Below are 22,000 nucleotides of genomic sequence, written 5' to 3' on the forward strand. Positions count from 1 at the left end.
TCCTCCCCGTACCACGGTCGCGCTCCCCCGGCTTCCGTACTGATGTACGGACGCACGGCGTATGCCGGATGGTTGCACGGCCGTCAGCGACGCACGTCGAGGGGGCGCCGCAAGAGGCCGACGGGCCGTCAGCGGGACGCGGTGACCGGCTCCTCCGGCTCCGGGCGGCCGACGAAGGTGCGCCACAGTTCGGCGTACCGGCCGTCGCGGGCGAGGAGTTCGTCGTGGGTGCCGTCCTCCGCGACCCGGCCGTGGTCCATCACCACCACCCGGTCCGCGCGGGCGGCCGTGGTCAGCCGGTGGGCGACCACCAGCGTCGTACGCCGCCCCGCCAGACGGTCGGTGGCCTGGTTGACCTGGGCTTCCGTGGCCAGGTCCAGCGCGGCCGTGGCCTCGTCGAGGAGCAGGATGTCCGGGTCGACCAGTTCGGCGCGGGCGAGCGCGATCAGCTGGCGCTGGCCGGCCGACAGGTTGCGGCCGCGTTCGGCGACCTCGTGCAGATAGCCGCCCTCCAGCGTGGCGATCATCTCGTGCGCGCCGACCGCCCGCGCCGCCGCCTCCACCTCGGCGTCGGTGGCGTCCGGGCGGCCGTAGGCGATGGCGTCCCGGACCGTGCCGGGGAACAGGTACGCCTCCTGCGGGACGACTCCCAGCCGGTGCCGGTACGAGGTCAGGTCAAGGGCGCGCAGATCCGTGCCGTCGACCGTGACCCGCCCCGCGGTGGGGTCGTAGAACCGCGCGACCAGCTTGACCAGGGTCGACTTGCCGGCGCCCGTCTCGCCGACGAAGGCCACCGTCTGCCCGGCCGGGATCGTCAACTCGATGCCGGCGAGCGCCTCCTCGTCGTCGCCGTAGGCGAAGTGCACGCCCTCGAAGGCGATGTCCCCGCGCAGGGACAGCACCTCCCGCGGCTCGTCCGCCGACTTCGTGGACGTCGGCTCGCGCAGCAGCTCCTGGATGCGGCCCAGGGAGACGGTGGCCTGTTGGTAGCCGTCGAAGACCTGGGACAGCTGCTGGACCGGCGCGAAGAACAGGTCGATGTAGAGGAGGTAGGCGACCAGGGCGCCGGTCGTCAGGGTGGCCGCCTGAACCCGGCCCGCGCCCGCGATCAGCACCGAGGCCGCCGCGACCGCCGACAGGAGCTGCACGAACGGGAAGTACACGGAGATCAGCCACTGGCCGCGGATGCGGGCGCGCCGGTAGCTGTCGCTGCGCTCGGCGAACCGCCGCCCGCCGTCCCGCTCGCGCCGGAAGGCCTGCACGATCCGCAGCCCGGCGACCGACTCCTGCAGATCGGCGTTGACCACCGAGACGCGCTCGCGGGCGAGTTCGTACGCCTTCACGCTCGCCCGGCGGAAGAAGAAGGTCGCGACGATCAGCGGGGGCAGCGTCGCGAAGACCACCAGGGCGAGCTGGAGGTCGATCACCAGCAGGGCGACCATGATGCCGAAGAAGGTGACGACCGAGACGAACGCCGTGACGAGACCCGTCTGCAGGAACGTCGACAGGGCATCGACGTCGGTCGTCATCCGGGTCATGATCCGGCCGGTCAGCTCGCGCTCGTAGTAGTCGAGCCCGAGCCGCTGGAGCTGGGCGAAGATCTTCAGCCGCAGCGCGTACAGCACCCGCTCGCCGGTACGGCCCGTCATCCGGGTCTCGCCGATCTGCGCGGCCCACTGGACGAGGACGGTGAGCAGGGCCAGCAGGGACGCGGACCAGATGGCTCCGATGGCCATCTTCGTCACGCCCGAGTCGATGCCGTGCCGGATCAGCACCGGCAGCAGCAGACCCGCGCCCGCGTCCACGGCGACCAGCAGCAGGCTGAGCAGCAGCGGCGGGCCGAAGCCGCGCAGCAGGCGGCGCAGGCCGTAGGAGTCCTCCGGCAGGACCGCCCGGGCCTCGTCGATGCCGGGGGTGTCGGTGGCCGGGGGCAGCGCCTCCACCTGGGCGAGGAGTTCCGGGGTGGCCGGGGTGCCGGAGAGTGCCTGGTCCTTCGGTTCCCGGTCGCCCGTCCACAGCCTGGGGGTCACGCCCCGCTCGGCGTCGAACTCGGCGTCCAGCTCCTCGCGGACGGAGGTGTCCTCCTGGGGCAGGGCGGGCTCGGCGTGGCCCGGGGAGACTCCGCCCAGCTCGTCCGGGTCGGTGAGCAGCCGGCGGTAGAGGGCGGACCGCTCCTGGAGTTCCTCGTGGGTGCCGACGTCGGCGAGCCGGCCGCCGTCCAGGACGGCGATGCGGTCGGCGAGGTTGAGGGTGGAGCGGCGGTGCGCGATGAGCAGGGTGGTACGGCCCTCCATCACGTGCTTGAGGGCCTCGTGGATCTCGTGTTCCACGCGGGCGTCGACGGCGGAGGTGGCGTCGTCGAGGACGAGCAGCCGCGGGTCGGTCAGCAGGGCGCGGGCGAGCGCGACGCGCTGGCGCTGGCCGCCGGAGAGGGTCAGGCCCTGCTCGCCGACCTTGGTGTCGTAGCCCGCGGGCAGCGCGGTGATGAAACGGTCCGCCTGGGCGGCGCGGGCGGCGGCCTCGATCTCCTCCTGGGTGGCGTCCGGCCGGCCGTAGGCGATGTTGTTGCGCACGGTGTCGGAGAAGAGGAAGGAGTCCTCGGGGACGAGCCCGATCGCGGCGCGCAGGCTGTCCAGGGTGAGCTCGCGGACGTCGTGGCCGCCGATCAGGACCGCGCCGTGGGTGACGTCGTAGAAACGCGGCAGCAGCAGGGAGAGGGTGGACTTGCCGGAGCCGGAGGAGCCGACGACGGCGAGGGTCTCACCGGGCCGGATCTCGAAGCTCAGCCCGTCCAGCACCTGGGATCCGCTGTCGTACCCGAAGGAGACGTCGTCGAACTCGACGGTCGCGGGCGCATCGGCGGGCAGCTCCTTGCCGCCGTCCCGCATGGTCGGCTCGGTGTCGATCAGCTCCAGGACGCGCTCGGTGCCGGCGCGGGCCTGCTGGCCGACGGTGAGGACCACCGCGAGCATGCGGACGGGGCCGACCAGCTGGGCGAGGTAGCTGGAGAAGGCGACGAAGGTGCCGAGCGTGATGTGCCCGCGGACGGCCAGCCAGCCGCCGAGGGCCAGCATGGCGACCTGTCCGAGGGCGGGTACGGCCTGGAGGGCGGGCGTGAACCTGCTGTTCAGCCGGATCGTGCGCAGCCGCCCGGCGAAGAGCCTGCGCCCGACCTCCCTGAGCTTGCCGGTCTCCTGCTCCTCCTGCCCGAAGCCCTTCACCACGCGTACGCCGCTGACGGCGCCGTCGACCACGCCCGCAACAGCGGCGGCCTGCGCCTGGGCGTACCAGGTGGCGGGGTGGAGCTTGCTGCGGCTGCGCTTGGCGATCCAGCCCAGCGCGGGCGCCACGGCGAGGGCGACCAGGGTCAGCGGCAGCGACAGCCACGCCATGATCACCAGGGAGATCACGAAGAGCAGGACGTTCCCGATGGTCATCGGGAGCATGAAGAGCAGGCCCTGGATCAGCTGCAGGTCGCTGGTGGCGCGGCCGACGACCTGTCCCGTGGACAGCTCGTCCTGGCGGCGGCCGTCGAGGCGGGTGATCGTGCCGTACATCCCGGTCCGCAGGTCGTGCTGGACGTCGAGGGCGAGACGGCCGCCGTAGTAGCGGCGGATGTAGGTCGAGGCGTAGACGAGCAGGGCCGCGCCGATCAGGGCGCCGGCCCAGGGGGCCATGGACCGGGTGTGGTTCCCGATCACGTCGTCGATGATCACCTTGGTGATCAGCGGGACGACGGCCATGACGGCCATGCCGGCCAGGGAGGAGCCGAGGGCGAGGACGACGTCCTTCGGATACCGCCAGGCGTACGCCGCCAGGCGTCGTGCCCATCCCCGCTGCGCTGCCACGCCGGTGCCTTCCTGTCGACCTGCTCTACCGGAAGGCACCAACGCGCACGGGGGCGGATTTCATCCCGCTGCAACAGAGCGAGGGCGGGATCAGACGCGTACCCGCAGGTAATAGAACCTGGTCGTCTGGGCCGGGTTCTGGTTGTCGTCGCTGACCAGGAGGACCTTCAGGCGGCCCTCGTGGTCACGGCCGGTGATCGTCATGCCCTCGATGTTGTCCAGCAGGGGATTCGGCTGGGGCTGCTTGGCCGTGGCGCCCAGGGACGGACAGGCGGCGATGTCCGCCAGCAGCGTCTTCTTGATCAGGTGGACGGAAGGCTGTCCCGTCAGGTTCTCGACACCGCGGGTGTCGGTCGCGTGGCGAAGGTCGGCCAGGTAGAGGCGGACGGTGTTGCCGACGCCGGAGGTGAAGCCGCGTTCCAGGACGAGGAGGCGGCCGTCGGGCGTGGCCCGGACCTCGGGGACGCCGAGGCCGGCGTCGGTGCGGTAGGCGTACTGGGCCGAGAGACGGAAGTGGCCGCCCTTCGTGCGCTGCCAGGTCTGGAAGCGGATGGTCCCCGTCGAGTCGCCCGAGATCGCGCCCTCCATGGAGGCCAGCAGCGTGTGGCCGCCGGGCAGCAGGGTCAGTCCCTCGAAGGTCTGGTTGGCGGTGGCGCGGCCGGCCGGGGAGACCAGCAGGGAGGAGGGGACCGGGAGCCGGTCGAGGATCTCGCCGTCGGCCGAGTAGCGGCGGACGGACGGCTCGCTCTCGGAGCTGATCAGCCGGGTTCCGTCCCGGTCTACGACCAGGCCCTCGGAATCGAGGTCGGCGCCCTGCTCGTCGGCGAGGTGGACGGCGGACCTCGGCTGGAGGGTCTGCGGGTCCAGGGTGAACAGGGAGGAACGGTCCTCCAGCGTGACCGGCGAGCCGTCCCGGTCCACCGCGAGGGCGGAGAAGTTGCCGACGAAGGTGCCGTGGTACGTCGTCTTGTCGAGCGCGTCGGAGAAGCGGTCGATGGACACCGACGGCGAACAGGCGTCGCGGCTCGCAAAGTCGGCACTGGCGGGCCCGGCGGCGGCCAGGGAGGTGGCCGCCGCCAGGCCGGCGGTCAGGGTGGCGAGTACGGTTCTCAGGCGCATGCCCGTCACCGTAGGGTGGGCGGGTGTCCCGCGGGAGACCGCCTCGTGAACCACCTTGGGAATCGCCTGGTGAACCGCCTTGTGCGGCGTCAGCCCTGCGGCGGCACCGCGACGAACGCCTCGGTGGGCCGGCTGGTCGGCGTGTAGACCTGGGTGGTCGACGTGGTCGGCACGATGTCCCTGTGGATGACCTTGGCGACGTTCTGGATGGTGGTGACGCCGTAGTCCATGGTGCTGTTGTCCTGCGTCAGCACCGAGATCATGTAGTCGTGGCCGGCGCCGTTGAAGGTGCCGAGGCTGTGCACCCGCCAGCCGTGCGTCGCGCGCTGCAGCCAGCCGTTCTTGACGTGCACGGAGACCGTGGACGGCGCACCGGCCGGGGTGCCCCAGCGCTGCGAGGAGATGACCTGGCCCATCAGCTTCAGGATGTACGCGCGGGAGTTGTCGCTCAGCACGCTGTTCTTGGCCGTGATGAGCTTGAGCAGCTTCTGCTCGTCGGTGACGTTCTCCTGGGTCAGACCCCAGTAGCCGTTCGCACCCGGCACGGTCCTCGTCATCCCGGCGGCGGCGAGGAAGCCCTTGATCTTGGTGAGACCGAGCTGCTTCCACAGGGCGGTCGTGGCGTCGTTGTCCGACTTGGTGATCATGGCCTTGGTGAGCGTGACCTCACGGTCGGTCAGATAGCGGTTGTGCTTCTTGGCGTCCCACAGCAGCGTGGCGAGCACGGTGACCTTGACGGTGCTGGCCGAGTCGTAGGAGCTGGTGGCGCGCAGGGTGCAGGTGGTGCTGGTGCTGCGGTCGTACAGGCCGATCGCGACCGTGCCCTTGCGAGTGGCCAGGGCGGCCGTGATGTCCTTCTGCAGTTTGGCGGCGAGGCCCGCCTTGGCGGACGTGCAGCTGACGGTGGGCGTGGCCGCGGCGGCCGGGGTGGCGGCAACCACGGTGGGTATCAGCACGCCGGCGCCGAGCGCTGCCGTCAGCACTCTGGCGCGTCGGGTCATGCGGTGGGTCATGGGAAGGTCCCCCTGGGAACGTGGAGTGGCGCACGCCTGCGCCTGTTGGGTTGACTCGCCGAAGCGGCCGGAAGTTGTACGCATGTTCCCAGGCGGCGCGTTCCGACAGCTCCCCGGAGGGCAATGATTTATCCATGCCGGGACAGAGGGAAAGTCAACTCAGGCAGTCGGGGCGGCTGTTCGCGGCGCTGGCCGTGCTTCGCCTCGCCGCGGGGGCGGACGACAAACTGCGCACACTGGACGGTCCGGACACGAAGACCCACCCGCGGGGCCGTATAGGCGAGGCGAAAGGGGACTTGTACGCCCTCCTCGTGAAGGCTCGCGTCAACAACGGCGGCAAGAACTGGGAGGCGGCAGCCGCGGCATTCCGGTCGATACCGGACTTCCTGGAGAAGGGAAACGTGCCACACGGCGGATTGAGCCCCGCGGCGTTCGCCGAGTTCAAGGCCGGCTACGACGCTCAGATCGGCGCATTCCGGGACAAGTTCTCCCAGCTGCTGTCGTGAGCCGTGCCGGGCTGCCCATACCCGGCTCTCACCGACCCACAGCTTCCCCCCAGGTGCACCACAGCCCGCGCCCATCGCCGGTCTGCATGGTGCACTGGTGACATCTGCCACCGATCCCCTTCCCCACCCGCCGACCGCGACCACGGCCGCGCCCCCCGGTCCGCCGGCCCCGGACGCCGTACCGCCGGACCGCGCCCCCCGCTGGTCGCTGCCCGCGCTGCTCGCGATCGAGCTGCTGGCGGCCGTGCTCTACACCTGGAACCTCTCGGGCGCCGGCCTCAACAGCTTCTACAGCGCGGCCGTCTACAGCGGCACACAGAACTGGAAGGCGTGGTTCTTCGGCTCGCTCGACGCCGGGAACTTCCTCACCGTCGACAAACCGCCGTTCGCCGACATGGTCATGAGCCTGTCGTGCCGGATCTTCGGCTTCGGCACCTGGCAGATGATGCTGCCGGAGGTCGTGGCCGGGCTCGCCACGATCTGGATCCTGCACTCCTGCGTGAAGCGGACGTTCGGGCACCCGGCGGCTGCGGTGGCCGCACTGGTCCTCGCACTGACCCCGATCACGGTCGCCATCAACCGGGACAACAACCCCGACACGATCCTCGTCCTGCTGATGGTCGCAGGGGCGGCGCCGGCCCTGCGCGCGGTGACGAACGGCCGCCTGCTGCCCCTGCTCGGCTCGGCGGTGTGCTTCGGCCTGGCCTTCAACACCAAAATGCTGGCGGGCTACATCGCACTCCCCGCCGTCTTCGCGGTCTACCTGCTCGCGGCGCGCCCGAAGCTCGTACGGCGGATCGTGAACCTGCTGCTCGCCGGCGTGGTCCTGGCGCTCTCCAGCTTCTGGTGGGCGGTCGCCGTGTCCCTCGTCCCCGCCTCCGAACGGCCGTACATCGGCGGTTCGACGGACGGCACGGCCTGGAACCTGATCACGGGCTACAACGGCCTCGGCCGGATCTTCGGCGGCGACCCTTTGGCGCACTGCCCTATCGACGCCACGGCGCGGATTGGCAGATCCATTCCACCCCGGCTCCCCCTCCCAAACCCCCCACCTGCCCATTCACCCGACACCGCCGGAACAAACCTGCCAATCCCCGCACCACACCCTCCCCTTCCCCCTCACCGACGGGACGCACGCATCCGCCCCAGGGCCCGGCACCGCCCGGGCCCACTGCCCTCCGGGCCGCTCGCTCGCTTCTCCCCCGTGCTGGAGCGAGGTGGGTCAAGGGTGGCCCGGAGGGCCATCGGCGAAGCCGGCGCGCAGCGCCCTTGACGCACCTCGCGGAAGCACGACACTGGCCCGAGAAGCGAGCGGCCCAACAGCCGCTCCTCACCCCGCGACGAACAACTCCCCCCTCCCCTCCCCTCCCCTCCCCCCGCCTCGGCAAGGCGGACGCCGAGTGCCTGCCCTGACTAACCCAGGTGCGTCGGCGCGAACATCCGCAGCACCGCCGGGAGGACGACGACCGACGGTCCCGGTGCCGCCAGGGCCTTCGCGAGGTCCTCCTCCAGGGTCTCCGGGGTCGTACGGACGCCGGGCACGCCGAAGGACTCGGCCAGGGCCACGTAGTCCGGGCGCGTCAGCTCCGTCGCCGTCGCCTGGCCGAAGGCGTCCGTCATGTACTCGCGGAGGATGCCGTAGCCGCCGTCGTCGACGATCAGCCAGGTGACCGCCAGGTCGTACTGCCTCGCCGTGGCGAGTTCCGCGATCGAGTAGAGCGCGCCGCCGTCGCCCGACACCGCCAGGACCGGGCGCGAGGGATCCGCCGCCGCCGCGCCCAGCGCCGCCGGGAAGCCGTAGCCGAGGCCGCCGGCGCCCTGTGCGGAGTGCATGAGGTTCGTGCCCCGGGGGTCGAAGGCCGACCACGCCCAGTACGCCAGGATCGTCATGTCCCAGAAGGACGGGGAACCGGCGGGGAGGGCGCGCCGGACGGACCCCAGCGCCTCCTGCTCCAGGGCGAGTTCCTGGCCCGCGATACGGGACGCCACCTTCTCCAGCAGTTGCCGTACCCGCTCCGGAGCCGACTCGTCGGTGCGCTCCTCCACCGTCTCCAGCAGCGCCTGCAGGGCCAGGCGGGCGTCGGCGTGGATGCCCAGCGCCGGGTGGTTGGACTCCAGCTTGCCGAGGTCGGCCTCGATCTGGACGACTCGGCCGCGGGGCTTGAACGTGTGGTAGTTGGAGGAGAGTTCACCCAGGCCGGAGCCGACCACCAGCAGGACGTCCGCGTCCTCCAGGAAGTCCGTCGTGTACCGGTCCTCCAGCCAGGACTGCATCGACAGCGGATGCTCCCACGGGAACGCGCCCTTGCCGCCGAAGGTCGTCACCACGGGCGCCTGAAGCCTCTCGGCCAGCGCCCTCAGCTTTCCCGACGCGTCCGACCGTACGACCCCGCCGCCCGCGATGATCGCCGGGCGGGACGCATGGGACAGCAAGTCGGCGGCCACCGCCGTGAGTTCGGGGCGCGGGGCCAGGGCCTCGGGGGTCGCGTCCGGTGCCGTCACCACCGGCAGCGTGGTCGGAGCGAGCAGGACGTCCTGGGGGATCTCCACCCACACCGGGCCGTGCGGTGCCGTGAGCGCCGACTTCCAGGCCGCCGCGATCGCGGACGGGATCTGGGACTGGGTGCGGACCGTGTGGACGGACTTGACCACGCCCCGGAAGGAGGCCGCCTGGTCGGGGAGTTCGTGCAGATAGCCGTGGCGGCCGCCGCCCAGGCCCGCCGTCGGGATCTGGCTGCTGATCGCCAGCACGGGAGCCGAGGCCGCGGCCGCCTCCTGCAGCGCGGCCAGCGACGTCAGCGCGCCCGGGCCCGTCGAGAGCAGCAGGGGCGCCGCCTCGCCGGTGATCCGGCCGTACGCGTCCGCCGCGAAGCCCGCGTTGTTCTCCACCCGCAGGCCCACATAGCGAAGGGCGGACCTGCGCAGGGCGTCGAACATGCCGAGGGCGTGCTGGCCGGGCAGGCCGAAGACCGTCGTCGCGCCGAGCCCGGCCAGCGTTTCCACGACCAGGTCTCCGCCGTTGCGGCCGGGAGGGGGATTCAGCGCGGCCGCCGTCTGCTGAGCGGTCGGGCGGAGTACCAGGTCGTGGTCGTGAGTCACTTCGCTTCCGAGTCCTTCCGGGCCGCCGCGATCTGGCGGCTCATGATGGTGGTCAGTTCGTAGGCCGTGTGCGAGGCCGCGACCGAGGTGATCTCGGCGTGGTCGTAGGCCGGCGCGACCTCCACCACGTCCGCCGAGACCAGGTTGCAGGACGCCAGGCCGCGCAGGATCTCCAGCAGCTCGCGGGAGGTCATGCCGCCCGCCTCCGGCGTGCCCGTGCCGGGCGCGTGGGCCGGGTCCAGGCAGTCGATGTCGATGGAGATGTACAGCGGGCGGTCGCCGATGCGCTGGCGCAGCTGGTCGGCCACCTCGTCGGCGCCCCGGCGGTAGATGTCGGCCGACGTGACGATGCCGAAGCCCATCTTCTCGTCGTCGGTGAGGTCCTGCTTGCCGTACAGCGGCCCGCGGGTGCCCACGTGCGACAGCGCCGAGGTGTCGAGGATGCCCTCCTCCACCGCGCGCCGGAAGGGAGTTCCGTGCGTGTACTCGGCTCCGAAGTAGGTGTCCCAGGTATCCAGGTGGGCGTCGAAGTGCAGCAGGGCGACCGGGCCGTGCTTCTTCGCCACCGAGCGCAGGAGCGGCAGGGCGATGGTGTGGTCGCCGCCCAGGGTCATCAGGCGGGCGCCGGTGCCGAGCAGTTCGTCCGCCGCGGCCTCGACGGTCTCGACGGCCTCGTTGATGTTGAACGGGTTCACGGCGATGTCGCCGCCGTCCGCCACCTGCGCCAGGGCGAAGGGGGAGGCGTCCTGCGCGGGGTTGTACGGGCGCAGCAGCCGGGACGCCTCGCGGATGGCGTTGCCGCCGAAGCGGGCGCCCGGCCGGTACGAGACGCCGGAGTCGAACGGCACGCCCACCACGGCGACGTCGGCGGTGCCGACCTCGTCCAGGCGGGGCAGCCGGGCGAAGGTCGCGGGGCCGGCGTACCGCGGGATGCGGGAGGAGTCGACGGGGCCGCGGGGCGTCTCGTTGCTGCTCATGGTCAAATGCCTTCTTTCTTGCGCTTCGTCGCGCATGTACTGCTTTCCCTACGACTCTACTGGTGAGCCGGGACCGGTTCGGACGCGAGTTCGGAGCCTCGGCCGGCGAGGCGTTCGCGCCAGGTGGCGAGGACGGTCTCGTCGGTGGGCCTGGTCGCCAGGGAGACGACGACGTAGGCGGCGAGCGAGGCGAGCAGGCCGTAGTAGACGGGCTCGTTGGCGAGGATGCCGTAGCCCGCCATCAGGCCGATCACCGCCAGGCCGCCGACGACGACCGAGGCCAGCGCGCCCTGCACCGTGCCGCGCTTCCACAGCAGGCCGCCGAGGATCGGCACGAGCAGTCCGCCGACGAGGAGGTTGTAGGCGACCGTGAGCGCCTCGACCACGTTGTTCAGGGCGATCGCGGTGCCGATCACCGCCACACCCATGATCAGGATGAACAGGCGGTTGCCGCCGACCTCGTCGTGGTCCTCGGACGGCCGCTTGGCCATACCGCGCAACCGCGACCAGATGTCGTTGTTGGCGACGGTGGCGCAGGCGATCAGCGCGCCGGAGGAGGTGGACATGACGGCGGCGAGGGCGGCGGCGAGGACCAGGCCGCGCACGCCGACGGGGAGTTCGTCCTTGACGATGGTGGCGAAGGCGTCGTCGGGGCTGCCGAGCTTGGGGTAGAGCACCTTGGCGGCCGTGCCGATCACCGCGCCGGCCAGGGCGTAGGCCAGACAGTAGGTTCCGGCCACCGTGCCGCCCCACTTGGCGGTCTTGTCGCTGCGGGCGGTGAACACGCGCTGCCAGATGTCCTGGCCGATCAGCATGCCGAACGTGTAGATCAGGACATAGGTGAAGATCGTCTCGCCGCCGATGCCCAGCGGGTCGAAGTACGAGGTCGGCAGCTTGGCCTTCATCTCGCTGAAGCCGCCCGCCTTGACCACGGCGATGGGCAGGAGCAGGAGCAGCACGCCGATGGTCTTCACCACGAACTGGACCATGTCGGTCAGCGTGATGGACCACATGCCGCCGAGGGTGGAGTAGGCGACGACGATCGAGCCGCCGAGGATGATCGCGACGGTCCGGTTCATGTCGAACAGGACATCGAAGATCGTGGCGTAGGCGATGGTCGAGGTGACGGCCAGCATGAGGGTGTACGCCCACATGACCACGCCGGAGATGACCCCCGCCCGGCCGCCGTAGCGCAGGTCCAGCATCTCGGAGACGGTGTAGACCTTCAGGCGGGCGATGCGGGCGGAGAAGAACACGGACAGGGCGAGCAGGCCGAGGCCGATGGTGAACACCATCCACGCGCCCGACAGTCCGTACTGGTATCCCAGTCCCACGCCGCCGATGGTGGAGGCGCCGCCGAGGACGATCGCCGCCATGGTGCCGGAGTACATGGCCGGGCCCAGGCGGCGGCCCGCCACCAGGAACTCGCTCTTGGACTTGGCGCGGCGCATGCCCCACCAGCCCATCGCCAGCATGCCGGCTAGATAGACGACGATCACTGTGTAGTCGACGGCCATGGGGCCCTCCTTCGCGCACATTCCGGTGGCGTGTCGTGCAGGTGCAGTGGGGACGAGCCGGCAACAGATCGCGGGGACATCCGCCCGTACCCGCGGCCGCCGGTCTGACTTGACACTAGGTGGCCGGAAAGCGACTGCGAAGTGTACGTTTCATCCATATGGACGGGGCGGGATGGAGGTAACGCACACCATGGCGGAGACGACTGCCCCGGTGGCCCCAGCGGTCCCACCGACCCCACCGGTGCCGCTCTCGGCCCTGCTGGCCCGGGAGGACCTGGCCCTGCGCCAGATCGCGGGCCCGTCCGATCCGCCGGTCGTGATCCACTGGGCGCACACCTCGGAGATGGCCGACCCGTACCCGTATCTGCTGGGCGGCGAGCTGCTGCTCACGGCCGGGGTGCACATCCCGGAGGCGGCGGGTTCAGGCACCTACTTTGACGCCTATGTGTCCCGAATCGTCGAGGCGGGCGGCGCGGCCCTCGGCTTCGGCCTGGCCCCGGTGCACGACACGGTCCCGCGCGCCCTGGTGGCGGCCTGCGACCACTACGGCCTCCCTCTTCTGGAGGTCCCGCCGCAGACGACCTTCTCCGGGGTGGCCCGCGCGGTGTGGCAGCTGATGGCCCAGGCCCGCCTGGCCGAACTCCGCCGGGTCACGGAGGCCCAGCAGAGCCTGGCCGCGGCGGCCTCCCGCCCGGATCCGGTGCGTTCGGTGCTGCGCCAGCTGGCCCAGCGCCTGGCCGGGCACGCGGTCCTGCACGGCCCCGACGGCACCGCGATCGCGGCGGCGGGCCGGGAGCCGGTGCAGGGGGTGAGGGGGGCGCTCGCGGAGCTCTCGGGCGTGGTGCGGCCGAGGGGGCGTACGGCACCCAGGGCCACCTCCGCCACCGACACCGTCGGTGAGACCCACCTGGCCGTCTACGCCCTCGGCGCCGGCGAAGGGTTCGTGCTCGGTGTGGCCACCCCCCGGCGCGACCCCGGCGACCACACCATCGCCTCCGTCGCCGCGGTACTGCTGTCCCTGCTGACCGGTGAGCACCACAGCGGCACCGGCGCCGCCCGTTCCTCCGCGCTCGTACGGCTGCTGCTGGGCTCCCCGCCCGAGGAGGTCGCCCCGCTGCTCGGCACCGGAGAGTGGCTGGTCGTGCACGCGCGGCCGGAGGCCCAGCTGCCCGACGCCGTCGCGGCCTCCGCGCTCGGTGCCGCGCTGGGCTCGCCGCTGGTCGACCTCGGGCACGACGTCGTACGGGTGCTGGTGCCGGGCGGGCGGGCGCCGGAGCCGCAGGCGGGGTGGACGCTCGGGGTGAGCGCCGCCGTGGAGCCGCGGGAGTGGGCGGCCGCCGACGCGCAGGCGGCCCGCGCCCTGGCCCGGGCCCGCGCCACCCGCACCCCGCTGGTCCGGCACGGCGCCCGGCCGGGCCTGGGCGATCTGGTGCCGCGCGCGGACGCCGAGGCACACGCCCGCGCGCTCCTCGCACCCCTCGCCGGCCGGCCCGAACTCGCCGAGACCCTGCGCAACTGGCTGGCGCTGCACGGGAGTTGGGACCGTACGGCGGTGGCGTTGGACGTGCACCGCAACACCGTGCGGCAGCGCATCGGCCGCTGCGCCGCGCTGTTGGACACCGACCTGGACGATCCGGACGTGCGCATGGAGCTGTGGTTCGCGCTGCGGCAGAGCTGACCGGGCGTGCGTGAGTCACGTCCCAGCGGGCGGTATGCCGAGGACGGCCGTGGCGCGCTGCCTCACAATGGAGGCATGCCGATACCCGGGACACCCAGCCGCGCCCAGCTCGTCGACCACCTGGTGAGGACCCGTATCGCGGGGGACGTCGCCACGCCCCGCGAGAACAACCTCTCCCACTACCGTCAGCTCGCCAACGGTGTCCGCAACTTCTGGCTCGGACTGGAACTGGGCGACCGCTGGACGGACGAGCAGGACGTGCTCGCCGTGATGGCCGAGAGAGTCGGCGTCAACGACGACCCCGAGTACCGGTACGGGCAGGACACGATCGACCCCGAGCTGACCGTGGACGCGCTGGAGCGGATGGCGGCGCGGCTGCGCAAGGCGGCGGAGGACCGGCAGCGGGTGCTGTTCGCGACGGGCCACCCGGGCGGCCTGCTGGACGTGCACCGGGCCACGGCCGCCGCGCTGCGGACCGCCGGCTGCGAGATCGTGGTCATCCCGGACGGGCTGCAGACGGACGAGGGGTACGTGATGCAGTTCGCGGACGTCGCGGTGCTGGAGCACGGGGCGACGCTGTGGCACACCCACTCCGGGGAGCCGATGCGGGCCGTTCTGACGGGACTTGAGCGCGAGGGGCGCCGGCTGCCGGACCTCGTCGTCGCCGACCACGGGTGGGCCGGATACGCGGGTCAGCACGGTATCGACTCCGTCGGTTACGCCGACTGCAACGACCCGGCGCTGTTCCTCGCCGAGTCCGAGGGCACCCTCCAGGTCGCCGTACCGCTCGACGACCATGTGGTGAGCCCGCGTCACTACGACCCGATGACGGCGTATCTCCTTGCGGAGGCGGGACTTTCCTGACCCCACGGCCCACTGACGCCGGCCCCGGAACGGCACTGTGCGGCCCCGCGAACGGAGCCGCACAGTGTGAGCGAGAGGGGCGCCGGATGACTACCAGCCCCAGCCGCCCCAGCCGCCGCCCCAGCCTCCGCCCCAGCCGCCCCAGCCCCAGCCCCAGCCGCGGCCGCCCCAGCCCCAGCCGCCCCAGCCGCCCCAGCCGCCCCGGCAGTGGTGGCCGCGGCCGCCCCAGCCGCCCCAGCCGCCCCAGCCGCCCCAGCCGCCTCGGCCCTGAGCGATGGAGGTCTGCACGTGGGTGACGGAGGTCTGGTGTGCGGGGGCCGCCGAGGCGGTGCCCGCCGTGCCGATCGCGGCTCCGCCGGCCATCAGCAGGCCTGTTGCGGACATCGCGACGTAACGCCTAATGCGCTGAACTCGCATGGGAATTGCCCTTCTGTTGCCATCGTCTCCCGCAACTCCGTGGGGAGACGGGGTGGATGGGCGGCGCCGTGTTCACTGAGGGGAAGGCACGGCGCGCTCTTCAGGTGTCACCGCAGGAGACTGGACACACGTACGTCACTGCCGACATCTGCCGTTCCGGGTGATCCGGAAACCGCCGGCCGGTTACGCCGTGTACTGCGGCTCTCACTCATCGAGATTAATGCCCCACCGGTCACTCGGCACTTCGAGCACCGTCAGCCACGCGGAACGCGGACCACGCCCTCCTGGATGACGGTGATCGCGAGTCGTCCGTCCTGCGTGTAGATACGGGCCTGGCCGAGGCCCCGGCCGCCGTGCGCGGACGGCGACTCCTGGTCGTACAGCAGCCATTCGTCGGCGCGGAAGGGACGGTGGAACCACATCGCGTGGTCCAGGGAGGCGCCCACGACGTCACCGACCGCCCAGCCCCCGCGGCCGTGCGCGAGCAGCACGGAGTCGAGGAGGGTCATGTCGGAGACGTAGGTGGCGAGGACGACGTGCAGCAACGGGTCGTCGTCCAGCTTGCCGTTGGTGCGGAACCACACCTGCGAGTGCGGCTCGCGCGGCGTGCCGAACTGCCCGTACGGCGGCTCGTCCACGTACCTGAGGTCGATCGCCTCGCGGGCCTCGAGGAACCTCTCGACGACCTCGGGGGCGAGGTGGTCGTAGCCGCGCAGCCGTTCCTGCGAGGTGGGCAGCGTCGCCGGGTCGGCCGAGGCGGGCATGGGCGCCTGGTGCTCCAGGCCCTCCTCGTACGTCTGGAAGGACGCCGAGAGATGGAAGATCGGCTTGCCGTGCTGGACGGCGACCACGCGGCGGGTGGTGAAGGACCGGCCGTCGCGGATGCGGTCGACGGTGTAGACGATCGGCGCGCCGGGGTCGCCGGGGCGCAGGAAGTACGCGTGCAGCGAATGGGCGGTCCGGTCCGCGGGGACCGTGCGCCCCGCGGCGACCAGCGCCTGCGCCGCGACCTGCCCGCCGAAGACGCGGGGTACGACGGCGGAGCGGGACTGGCCGCGGAAGATGTTCTCCTCGATCTGCTCCAGGTCGAGCAGATCGAGGAGATCCTGAAGTGCCTGGCTCATGGCATCTAGTTGTACAGGCCAGTGATTGCGGTGGTGACAGGTCCGTCTTACAGGCCCATGTCCTTCGCGATGATCGTCTTCATGATCTCGCTGGTGCCGCCGTAGATGCGGTTGACGCGGTTGTCCGCGTACAGGCGGGCGATCGGGTACTCGTTCATGTAGCCGTAGCCGCCGTGCAGTTGGAGGCAGCGGTCGATGACGCGGTGGGCGACCTCGGTGCAGAACAGCTTGGCGGAGGCGGCCTCGGCGGGGGTCAGCTCGCCGGCGTCCAGGGCCTCGGTGGCGCGGTCGGCGACGGCCTCGGCGGCGTCCACCTCGGCCTGGCAGGCGGCCAGTTCGAACTTGGTGTTCTGGAAGTGGGCGACCGGCTTGCCGAAGACGGTGCGCTCCTGCACGTACTGCTTGGCGAACCGGACGGCGGCCTTGGCCTGCGCGTAGGCGCCGAAGGCGATGCCCCAGCGCTCGGAGGCCAGGTTGTGGCCGAGGTAGTAGAAGCCCTTGTTCTCCTCGCCGAGCAGGTCCTCGACCGGCACCTTGACGTCGACGAAGGCGAGCTCGGCGGTGTCGGAGGTCTTCAGGCCCAGCTTGTCCAGCTTGCGGCCGACGGAGTAACCCTCGGACTTGGTGTCCACGGCGAACAGGGAGATGCCGTGGCGGCGGTCCTCGGCGGTCGGCGCGGAGGTGCGGGCGCAGACGATGACGCGGTCGGCGTGGACGCCACCGGTGATGAAGGTCTTGGCGCCGTTGAGGACGTAGTGCGTGCCGTCCTCGCTCAGCTTGGCGGTGGACTTCATGCCCGCGAGGTCGGAACCGGTGCCCGGCTCCGTCATCGCGATGGCCCACATCTCCTCGCCGGTGACGAACTTCGGCAGGTAGCGCTTCTTCTGCTCGTCGGTGGCGAGCATCTTGATGTACGGCAGGGCGAGCAGCACGTGCACGCCGGAGCCACCGAACTGGACACCCGCGCGGGCGGTCTCCTCGTAGAGGACGGCCTCGAACTTGTGGCTGTCCATGCCCGCGCCACCGAACTCCTCGGGCACGTTGATGCCGAAGATGCCCAGCTCACCGAGCTTGTAGTAGAAGTCGCGCGGCGCCTGGCCGGCGGCGAACCACTCGTCGTAGACCGGGACGACCTCGGCCTCGATGAAGGCGCGCAGGGTCTCCCGGAACGCCTCGTGATCCTCGTTGAACACCGTACGGCGCACGCCGCCCACCTCCAGGTACCTGTCTAAGCGCTTGCTCAGACTCGAAGATACCGGCGAGTACGGCGACGCGTCCAGGGTGAGCTTGACCACGACCCGGGCCCGAGTCCCCGAAGATGTACGGCTCCCGTGTGGGCGTAGCGGCCCTTGACCGGGTCGGAGTGGACCTCGACGGTGCGCCGCGTCGACGGCGAACCCCTGCTCGCCGAGGAGGACCTCGGGGATCACGACGGCGTCCGGCCGACGCATACGGCCCATCGCCGGATACTCGATCTCAGGGCCGTTCACGCGGACGCAGCCCGGATGAGTGGCGCGGGCCTGCCGGTCTTCGCGTACTCCACACCCGGAGGGCAGTGAGCAGCCGCAGGCTACCGCGTCACCCCTCCCCCGCCGCCTCGAACGCCCCCCGCGCCATCCGGTGCAGCAGTGCCGCGGTGGCCCCCCGGCCCGGCAAGGTGCCCGCGCGCCCCAGGTGGGGGGTGGAGTTCAGCAGGCCGAAGACCGAGTGGACGGCCGAGCGGGCCGACGGCTCGGACAGCGCCGGGTACACCTCCCGTACGACCTCCACCCACAGCTCGACGTACTGCCGCTGGAGCTGGCGCACCAGCTTGCGGTCGCTGTCGCGGAGGCGGTCCAGCTCGCGGTCGTGCAGGGTGATGAGGGGACGGTCGTCCAGCGCGAAGTCGATGTGGCCCTCGATCAGGGAGTCCAGGACGGCGGCGGGCCGGGTGTCCCCGTCGGTCTCCGCCAGGCGGCGCTTCGCGCCCGTCAGCAGCTGGCCGCTGATGCCGACCAGCAGCTCGGCGAGCATCGCGTCCTTGCCCGGGAAGTGCCGGTAGAGGCCGGGGCCGCTGATACCCACGGCGGCGCCTATCTCGTCGACGCCGACGCCGTGGAAGCCGCGCTCGGCGAAGAGCCGGGCGGCCTCCTTGAGGATCTGCTCGCGGCGGGTCGGGGCGTCGGTTCTGGTGACCATGCAGGCAATTCTAGACAGGGAGGTTAGCGGTCGTTAACCTGAAGGAAATGGTTAACGCTCATTAACAGCGGATCACAGGTTCGATCACCGGGTGAGGGGACCGCAGGATGCAGGAGGCACCGGAGCTGACGAGCGCGGCAGATCCCGCGTCGGAGGCCTGGCGGGCCAATGAACAGGCTCATCTCGCGCTCGTGGAGGAGCTGCGCGGCAAGCTGGCCGCCGCGGCCCTGGGCGGCGGCGAGAAGGCACGGGCCCGGCACACCGCGCGGGGCAAGCTGCTGCCCAGGGACCGGGTGGACACGCTGCTCGACCCGGGGTCGCCGTTCCTGGAACTGGCACCGCTCGCGGCCGACGGGATGTACGACGGGCAGGCCCCGGCCGCCGGGGTGATCGCCGGGATCGGGCGGGTCAGCGGGCGCGAGTGCGTGATCGTCGCCAACGACGCCACGGTGAAGGGTGGGACGTACTACCCGATGACCGTGAAGAAGCACCTGCGCGCCCAGGAGATCGCCCTCGACAACCGCCTCCCGTGCGTCTATCTCGTGGACTCCGGCGGCGCCTTCCTGCCCATGCAGGACGAGGTCTTCCCCGACCGGGACCACTTCGGGCGGATCTTCTACAACCAGGCCCGGATGTCCGGCGCGGGGATCCCGCAGATCGCCGCCGTGCTCGGCTCCTGCACGGCCGGCGGCGCGTACGTCCCGGCCATGAGCGACGAGGCGGTGATCGTCCGCAACCAGGGGACGATCTTCCTCGGCGGGCCGCCCCTGGTGAAGGCCGCCACCGGCGAGGTCGTCACGGCGGAGGAGCTGGGCGGCGGCGAGGTCCACTCCCGGATCTCCGGCGTCACCGACCACCTCGCCGAGGACGACGCGCACGCCCTCAGGATCGTGCGGAACATCGTCGCCACCCTCCCGGCCCGGCAGTCCCTGCCCTGGGAGGTCCAGCCGGCCGTGGAGCCGAAGGTCGACCCGTACGGACTGTACGGCGCCGTCCCGGTCGACTCCCGTACCCCCTACGACGTACGCGAGATCATCGCCCGCATCACCGACGGCTCGCGTTTCGCCGAGTTCAAGAGCGAGTTCGGGCAGACCCTGGTCACCGGCTTCGCCCGGATCCACGGCCACCCGGTCGGGATCGTCGCCAACAACGGCATCCTCTTCTCGGAGTCCGCCCAGAAGGGCGCCCACTTCATCGAGCTGTGCGACCAGCGCGGGATCCCGCTGGTGTTCCTGCAGAACATCTCCGGGTTCATGGTCGGCAAGGACTACGAGGCGGGCGGTATCGCCAAGCACGGCGCCAAGATGGTGACGGCCGTCGCCTGCACGCGCGTGCCCAAGCTGACCGTCGTCGTCGGCGGGTCGTACGGCGCGGGCAACTACTCGATGTGCGGCCGGGCCTACTCCCCGCGCTTTTTGTGGATGTGGCCCAACGCCAAGATCTCCGTCATGGGCGGCGAGCAGGCCGCCAGCGTCCTCGCCACCGTCAAGCGCGACCAGCTGGAGGCCCGGGGAGAGGCCTGGCCCGCCGAGGACGAGGACGCCTTCAAGGCGCCGATCCGCGCGCAGTACGAGCGCCAGGGCAACGCCTACTACGCCACCGCCCGCCTCTGGGACGACGGCGTGATCGACCCGCTTCAGACCCGCCAGGTGCTCGGACTCGCCCTGACGGCCTGCGCCCACGCGCCTCTGGGAGACCCCCAGTTCGGCGTCTTCCGGATGTGAGGAGGGGAACCGTGTTCGACACAGTGCTGGTCGCCAACCGGGGCGAGATCGCCGTACGCGTCATCCGTACGCTCCGCTCGCTGGGCGTGCGCTCGGTGGCGGTCTTCTCCGACGCCGACGCCGACGCGCGGCACGTCCGGGAGGCCGACACGGCGGTACGGATCGGCCCGGCACCGGCCGCCGAGAGCTATCTGTCCGTCGACCGCCTGCTGGACGCCGCCGCCCGCACCGGCGCGCAGGCCGTCCACCCCGGCTACGGCTTCCTCGCCGAGAACGCCGGCTTCGCGCGGGCGTGCGAGGAGGCGGGGCTCGTGTTCATCGGGCCGCCGGCGGACGCCATCGCGCTCATGGGCGACAAGATCCGCGCCAAGGAGACCGTGCAGGCGGCCGGGGTGCCGGTGGTGCCCGGCGGCCGTGACCCCGAACTGGCCGAGGCGGCCCGCGCGCTGGGCGCGCCCGTGCTGCTCAAGCCCTCCGCCGGCGGTGGCGGCAAGGGCATGCGGCTGGTGCGGGACATGACCGTGCTGGAGGAGGAGATCGCCGCCGCCCGGCGCGAGGCCCGCGCCTCCTTCGGCGACGACACCCTGCTGGTGGAGCGGTGGATCGACCGGCCCCGGCACATCGAGATCCAGGTGCTGGCCGACGGCCACGGGAACGTCGTGCACCTCGGTGAGCGCGAGTGCTCGCTGCAGCGGCGGCACCAGAAGATCATCGAGGAGGCGCCGAGCGTGCTCCTCGACGAGGCCACGCGCGCGGCGATGGGCGAGGCGGCCGTGCAGGCGGCCCGCAGTTGCGGGTACCGGGGCGCGGGCACGGTGGAGTTCATCGTGCCGGGCGGCGACCCGTCCTCGTACCACTTCATGGAGATGAACACCCGCCTGCAGGTGGAGCACCCGGTCACGGAGCTGATCACCGGCCTGGACCTGGTGGAGTGGCAGCTGCGGGTCGCGGCCGGGGAGAGGCTGGGCTTCACGCAGGACGACGTGACGCTGACCGGGCACGCGGTCGAGGCCCGGATCTGCGCGGAAGACCCGGCGCGCGGCTTCCTGCCCTCCGGCGGCACCGTCCTGCTGCTGAACGAGCCGCAGGGCGACGGCGTCCGCACCGACTCCGGGCTCGTCGAGGGCACCGAGGTGGGCAGCCTGTACGACCCGATGCTGTCCAAGGTGATCGTCCACGGCCCCGACCGGGAGACCGCGCTCAGGAAACTGCGGTCGGCGCTGGCGGAGACGGTCACGCTGGGCGTGCAGACCAACGCGGGCTTCCTGCGCAGGCTGCTGGCCCACCCGGCGGTCGTGGCGGGGGACCTGGACACCGGGCTGGTGGAGCGCGTGGTGGACGAGCTGGTCACCACGGAGGTGCCGGAGGAGGTGTACGAGGCGGCCGCGGCCGTACGCGCGAAGGCGCTGGAGCCCCGTGCGGACGGCTGGGTCGACCCCTTCTCGGTGCCGAACGGCTGGCGGCTCGGCGGCACCCCGAAGCCGCCCGCCTTCCACCTCCGGGTGCAGGACCCGGTGACGTACACCCCGCGCGGCAGCGCCACCGTCACCGGCGCCACGGTCTGCGTCACCCTCGACGGCGTCCGGCACACCTTCCACCGGGCCGGTGACTGGATCGGCCGCGACGGCGACGCCTGGCAGGTGCGGGACCACGACCCGGTGGCCGCGTCCCTCAGCCGGTCCGCGCACGCCGGCGCCGACTCCCTCACCGCGCCGATGCCCGGCACGGTGACCGTGGTCAAGGTGGCCGTCGGCGACGAGGTGGCCGCCGGGCAGAGCCTGCTGGTGGTGGAGGCGATGAAGATGGAGCACGTCATCTCCGCCCCGCACGCCGGCACGGTCGCCGAGCTGGACGTGGCCCCGGGCTCGACGGTCGCGATGGACCAGGTGCTGGCCGTGATCGCACCGCACGAGGAGGTGGCGTAAGTGACCGCCGA

Annotated in this window: 15 protein-coding genes and 1 pseudogene; 6 read left to right on the plus strand and 10 right to left on the minus strand. The window is 71.6% G+C overall.

Annotated features, from left to right (window positions below):
* Positions 1-128: 128 nt before the first annotated feature.
* The 3 genes from ACQPXS_RS19005 to ACQPXS_RS19015 form a co-directional block, all read right to left on the minus strand.
* Positions 129-3,848 (minus strand): ABC transporter ATP-binding protein, encoded by a 3,720-nt coding sequence (locus ACQPXS_RS19005; protein ID WP_433450547.1) that lies wholly within the window; start codon positions 3,846-3,848, stop codon positions 129-131.
* Positions 3,849-3,938: 90 nt separating this feature from the next.
* On the minus strand, positions 3,939-4,967 hold the full coding sequence (locus ACQPXS_RS19010) for an esterase-like activity of phytase family protein (protein ID WP_433450549.1): 1,029 nt from the start codon (positions 4,965-4,967) through the stop codon (positions 3,939-3,941).
* Between the two features lie 89 nt (positions 4,968-5,056).
* Entirely contained in the window at positions 5,057-5,980 is a 924-nt protein-coding gene (locus ACQPXS_RS19015) for a serine hydrolase (RefSeq protein WP_433450550.1), read from the minus strand.
* A gap of 134 nt (positions 5,981-6,114) precedes the next feature.
* On the opposite strand from ACQPXS_RS19015, the gene ACQPXS_RS19020 reads away from it, so the two are divergent.
* Positions 6,115-6,486 carry a hypothetical protein gene (locus tag ACQPXS_RS19020; RefSeq protein WP_433450551.1) on the plus strand — a complete coding sequence of 124 codons (372 nt, stop codon included), beginning with the start codon at positions 6,115-6,117 and terminating at the stop codon, positions 6,484-6,486.
* Between the two features lie 97 nt (positions 6,487-6,583).
* Positions 6,584-7,456 (plus strand): annotated as a pseudogene (locus ACQPXS_RS19025) (glycosyltransferase family 39 protein); the annotation flags it as partial.
* A 443-nt stretch (positions 7,457-7,899) separates the two neighbouring features.
* Here the strand turns inward: ACQPXS_RS19025 and ACQPXS_RS19030 are convergent.
* Genes ACQPXS_RS19030 through ACQPXS_RS19040 form a run of 3 tightly spaced genes read right to left on the minus strand, consistent with a single transcriptional unit; the run spans position 7,900 to position 12,079 of the window.
* Positions 7,900-9,585 carry a thiamine pyrophosphate-binding protein gene (locus tag ACQPXS_RS19030; RefSeq protein WP_433450553.1) on the minus strand — a complete coding sequence of 562 codons (1,686 nt, stop codon included), beginning with the start codon at positions 9,583-9,585 and terminating at the stop codon, positions 7,900-7,902.
* Complete coding sequence (speB, locus tag ACQPXS_RS19035) at positions 9,582-10,562, minus strand: agmatinase (RefSeq protein WP_351808565.1); 981 nt, start codon at positions 10,560-10,562, stop codon at positions 9,582-9,584. Before speB ends, ACQPXS_RS19030 begins: the two co-directional genes overlap by 4 nt.
* Before the next feature lie 56 nt (positions 10,563-10,618).
* The gene (locus ACQPXS_RS19040; protein WP_433450555.1) at positions 10,619-12,079 is read right to left on the minus strand and encodes a sodium:solute symporter; all 1,461 of its coding nucleotides are present in this window, start codon (positions 12,077-12,079) and stop codon (positions 10,619-10,621) included.
* Positions 12,080-12,251: 172 nt separating this feature from the next.
* On the opposite strand from ACQPXS_RS19040, the gene ACQPXS_RS19045 reads away from it, so the two are divergent.
* Positions 12,252-13,757 carry a PucR family transcriptional regulator ligand-binding domain-containing protein gene (locus ACQPXS_RS19045; RefSeq protein WP_433450556.1) on the plus strand — a complete coding sequence of 502 codons (1,506 nt, stop codon included), beginning with the start codon at positions 12,252-12,254 and terminating at the stop codon, positions 13,755-13,757.
* A gap of 75 nt (positions 13,758-13,832) precedes the next feature.
* On the plus strand, positions 13,833-14,621 hold the full coding sequence (locus tag ACQPXS_RS19050) for a phosphatase (RefSeq protein WP_433450558.1): 789 nt from the start codon (positions 13,833-13,835) through the stop codon (positions 14,619-14,621).
* Positions 14,622-14,711: 90 nt separating this feature from the next.
* Here the strand turns inward: ACQPXS_RS19050 and ACQPXS_RS19055 are convergent, their stop codons facing one another.
* The 4 genes from ACQPXS_RS19055 to ACQPXS_RS19070 all read right to left on the minus strand — a co-directional run bounded on the left by ACQPXS_RS19055 (position 14,712) and on the right by ACQPXS_RS19070 (position 18,340).
* A complete protein-coding gene (locus tag ACQPXS_RS19055) occupies positions 14,712-15,005 on the minus strand; it encodes a hypothetical protein (RefSeq protein WP_433450560.1) in 294 nt (97 codons plus the stop codon).
* Between the two features lie 287 nt (positions 15,006-15,292).
* Entirely contained in the window at positions 15,293-16,162 is an 870-nt protein-coding gene (gene tesB / locus ACQPXS_RS19060) for an acyl-CoA thioesterase II (protein ID WP_351808580.1), read from the minus strand.
* Between the two features lie 47 nt (positions 16,163-16,209).
* Positions 16,210-17,367: an acyl-CoA dehydrogenase family protein gene (locus ACQPXS_RS19065; RefSeq protein ID WP_433450561.1), complete on the minus strand. Its 1,158-nt coding sequence runs from the start codon at positions 17,365-17,367 to the stop codon at positions 16,210-16,212.
* A 373-nt stretch (positions 17,368-17,740) separates the two neighbouring features.
* Positions 17,741-18,340 (minus strand): SACE_7040 family transcriptional regulator, encoded by a 600-nt coding sequence (locus ACQPXS_RS19070; RefSeq protein ID WP_351808586.1) that lies wholly within the window; start codon positions 18,338-18,340, stop codon positions 17,741-17,743.
* Between the two features lie 107 nt (positions 18,341-18,447).
* Here ACQPXS_RS19070 and ACQPXS_RS19075 point away from each other — a divergent pair, with 107 nt between their 5' ends.
* Together ACQPXS_RS19075 and ACQPXS_RS19080 are read left to right on the plus strand one after the other, a co-directional pair.
* Positions 18,448-20,064 carry a carboxyl transferase domain-containing protein gene (locus tag ACQPXS_RS19075; protein ID WP_433450562.1) on the plus strand — a complete coding sequence of 539 codons (1,617 nt, stop codon included), beginning with the start codon at positions 18,448-18,450 and terminating at the stop codon, positions 20,062-20,064.
* 11 nt (positions 20,065-20,075) lie between these two features.
* Positions 20,076-21,989, plus strand: coding sequence for a biotin carboxylase N-terminal domain-containing protein (locus ACQPXS_RS19080; RefSeq protein ID WP_433450564.1), 1,914 nt, complete (start codon positions 20,076-20,078; stop codon positions 21,987-21,989).
* Positions 21,990-22,000: the final 11 nt, after the last annotated feature.

The sequence above is a fragment of the Streptomyces sp. CA-142005 genome (genome assembly GCF_050942335.1).
GTDB lineage: Bacteria > Actinomycetota > Actinomycetes > Streptomycetales > Streptomycetaceae > Streptomyces.

Bases quoted from the DNA above. Each gene is read 5' to 3' on its own strand.
- ACQPXS_RS19050 (WP_433450558.1), top strand. From the start codon at position 13,833: ATGCCGATACCCGGGACACCCAGCCGCGCCCAGCTCGTCGACCACCTG.
- ACQPXS_RS19010 (WP_433450549.1), bottom strand. From the start codon at position 4,967: ATGCGCCTGAGAACCGTACTCGCCACCCTGACCGCCGGCCTGGCGGCG.
- tesB (WP_351808580.1), bottom strand. From the start codon at position 16,162: ATGAGCCAGGCACTTCAGGATCTCCTCGATCTGCTCGACCTGGAGCAG.
- ACQPXS_RS19075 (WP_433450562.1), top strand. From the start codon at position 18,448: ATGCAGGAGGCACCGGAGCTGACGAGCGCGGCAGATCCCGCGTCGGAG.
- ACQPXS_RS19045 (WP_433450556.1), top strand. From the start codon at position 12,252: ATGGAGGTAACGCACACCATGGCGGAGACGACTGCCCCGGTGGCCCCA.
- ACQPXS_RS19070 (WP_351808586.1), bottom strand. From the start codon at position 18,340: ATGGTCACCAGAACCGACGCCCCGACCCGCCGCGAGCAGATCCTCAAG.
- ACQPXS_RS19015 (WP_433450550.1), bottom strand. From the start codon at position 5,980: ATGACCCACCGCATGACCCGACGCGCCAGAGTGCTGACGGCAGCGCTC.
- ACQPXS_RS19020 (WP_433450551.1), top strand. From the start codon at position 6,115: ATGCCGGGACAGAGGGAAAGTCAACTCAGGCAGTCGGGGCGGCTGTTC.
- ACQPXS_RS19055 (WP_433450560.1), bottom strand. From the start codon at position 15,005: ATGTCCGCAACAGGCCTGCTGATGGCCGGCGGAGCCGCGATCGGCACG.
- speB (WP_351808565.1), bottom strand. From the start codon at position 10,562: ATGAGCAGCAACGAGACGCCCCGCGGCCCCGTCGACTCCTCCCGCATC.
- ACQPXS_RS19040 (WP_433450555.1), bottom strand. From the start codon at position 12,079: ATGGCCGTCGACTACACAGTGATCGTCGTCTATCTAGCCGGCATGCTG.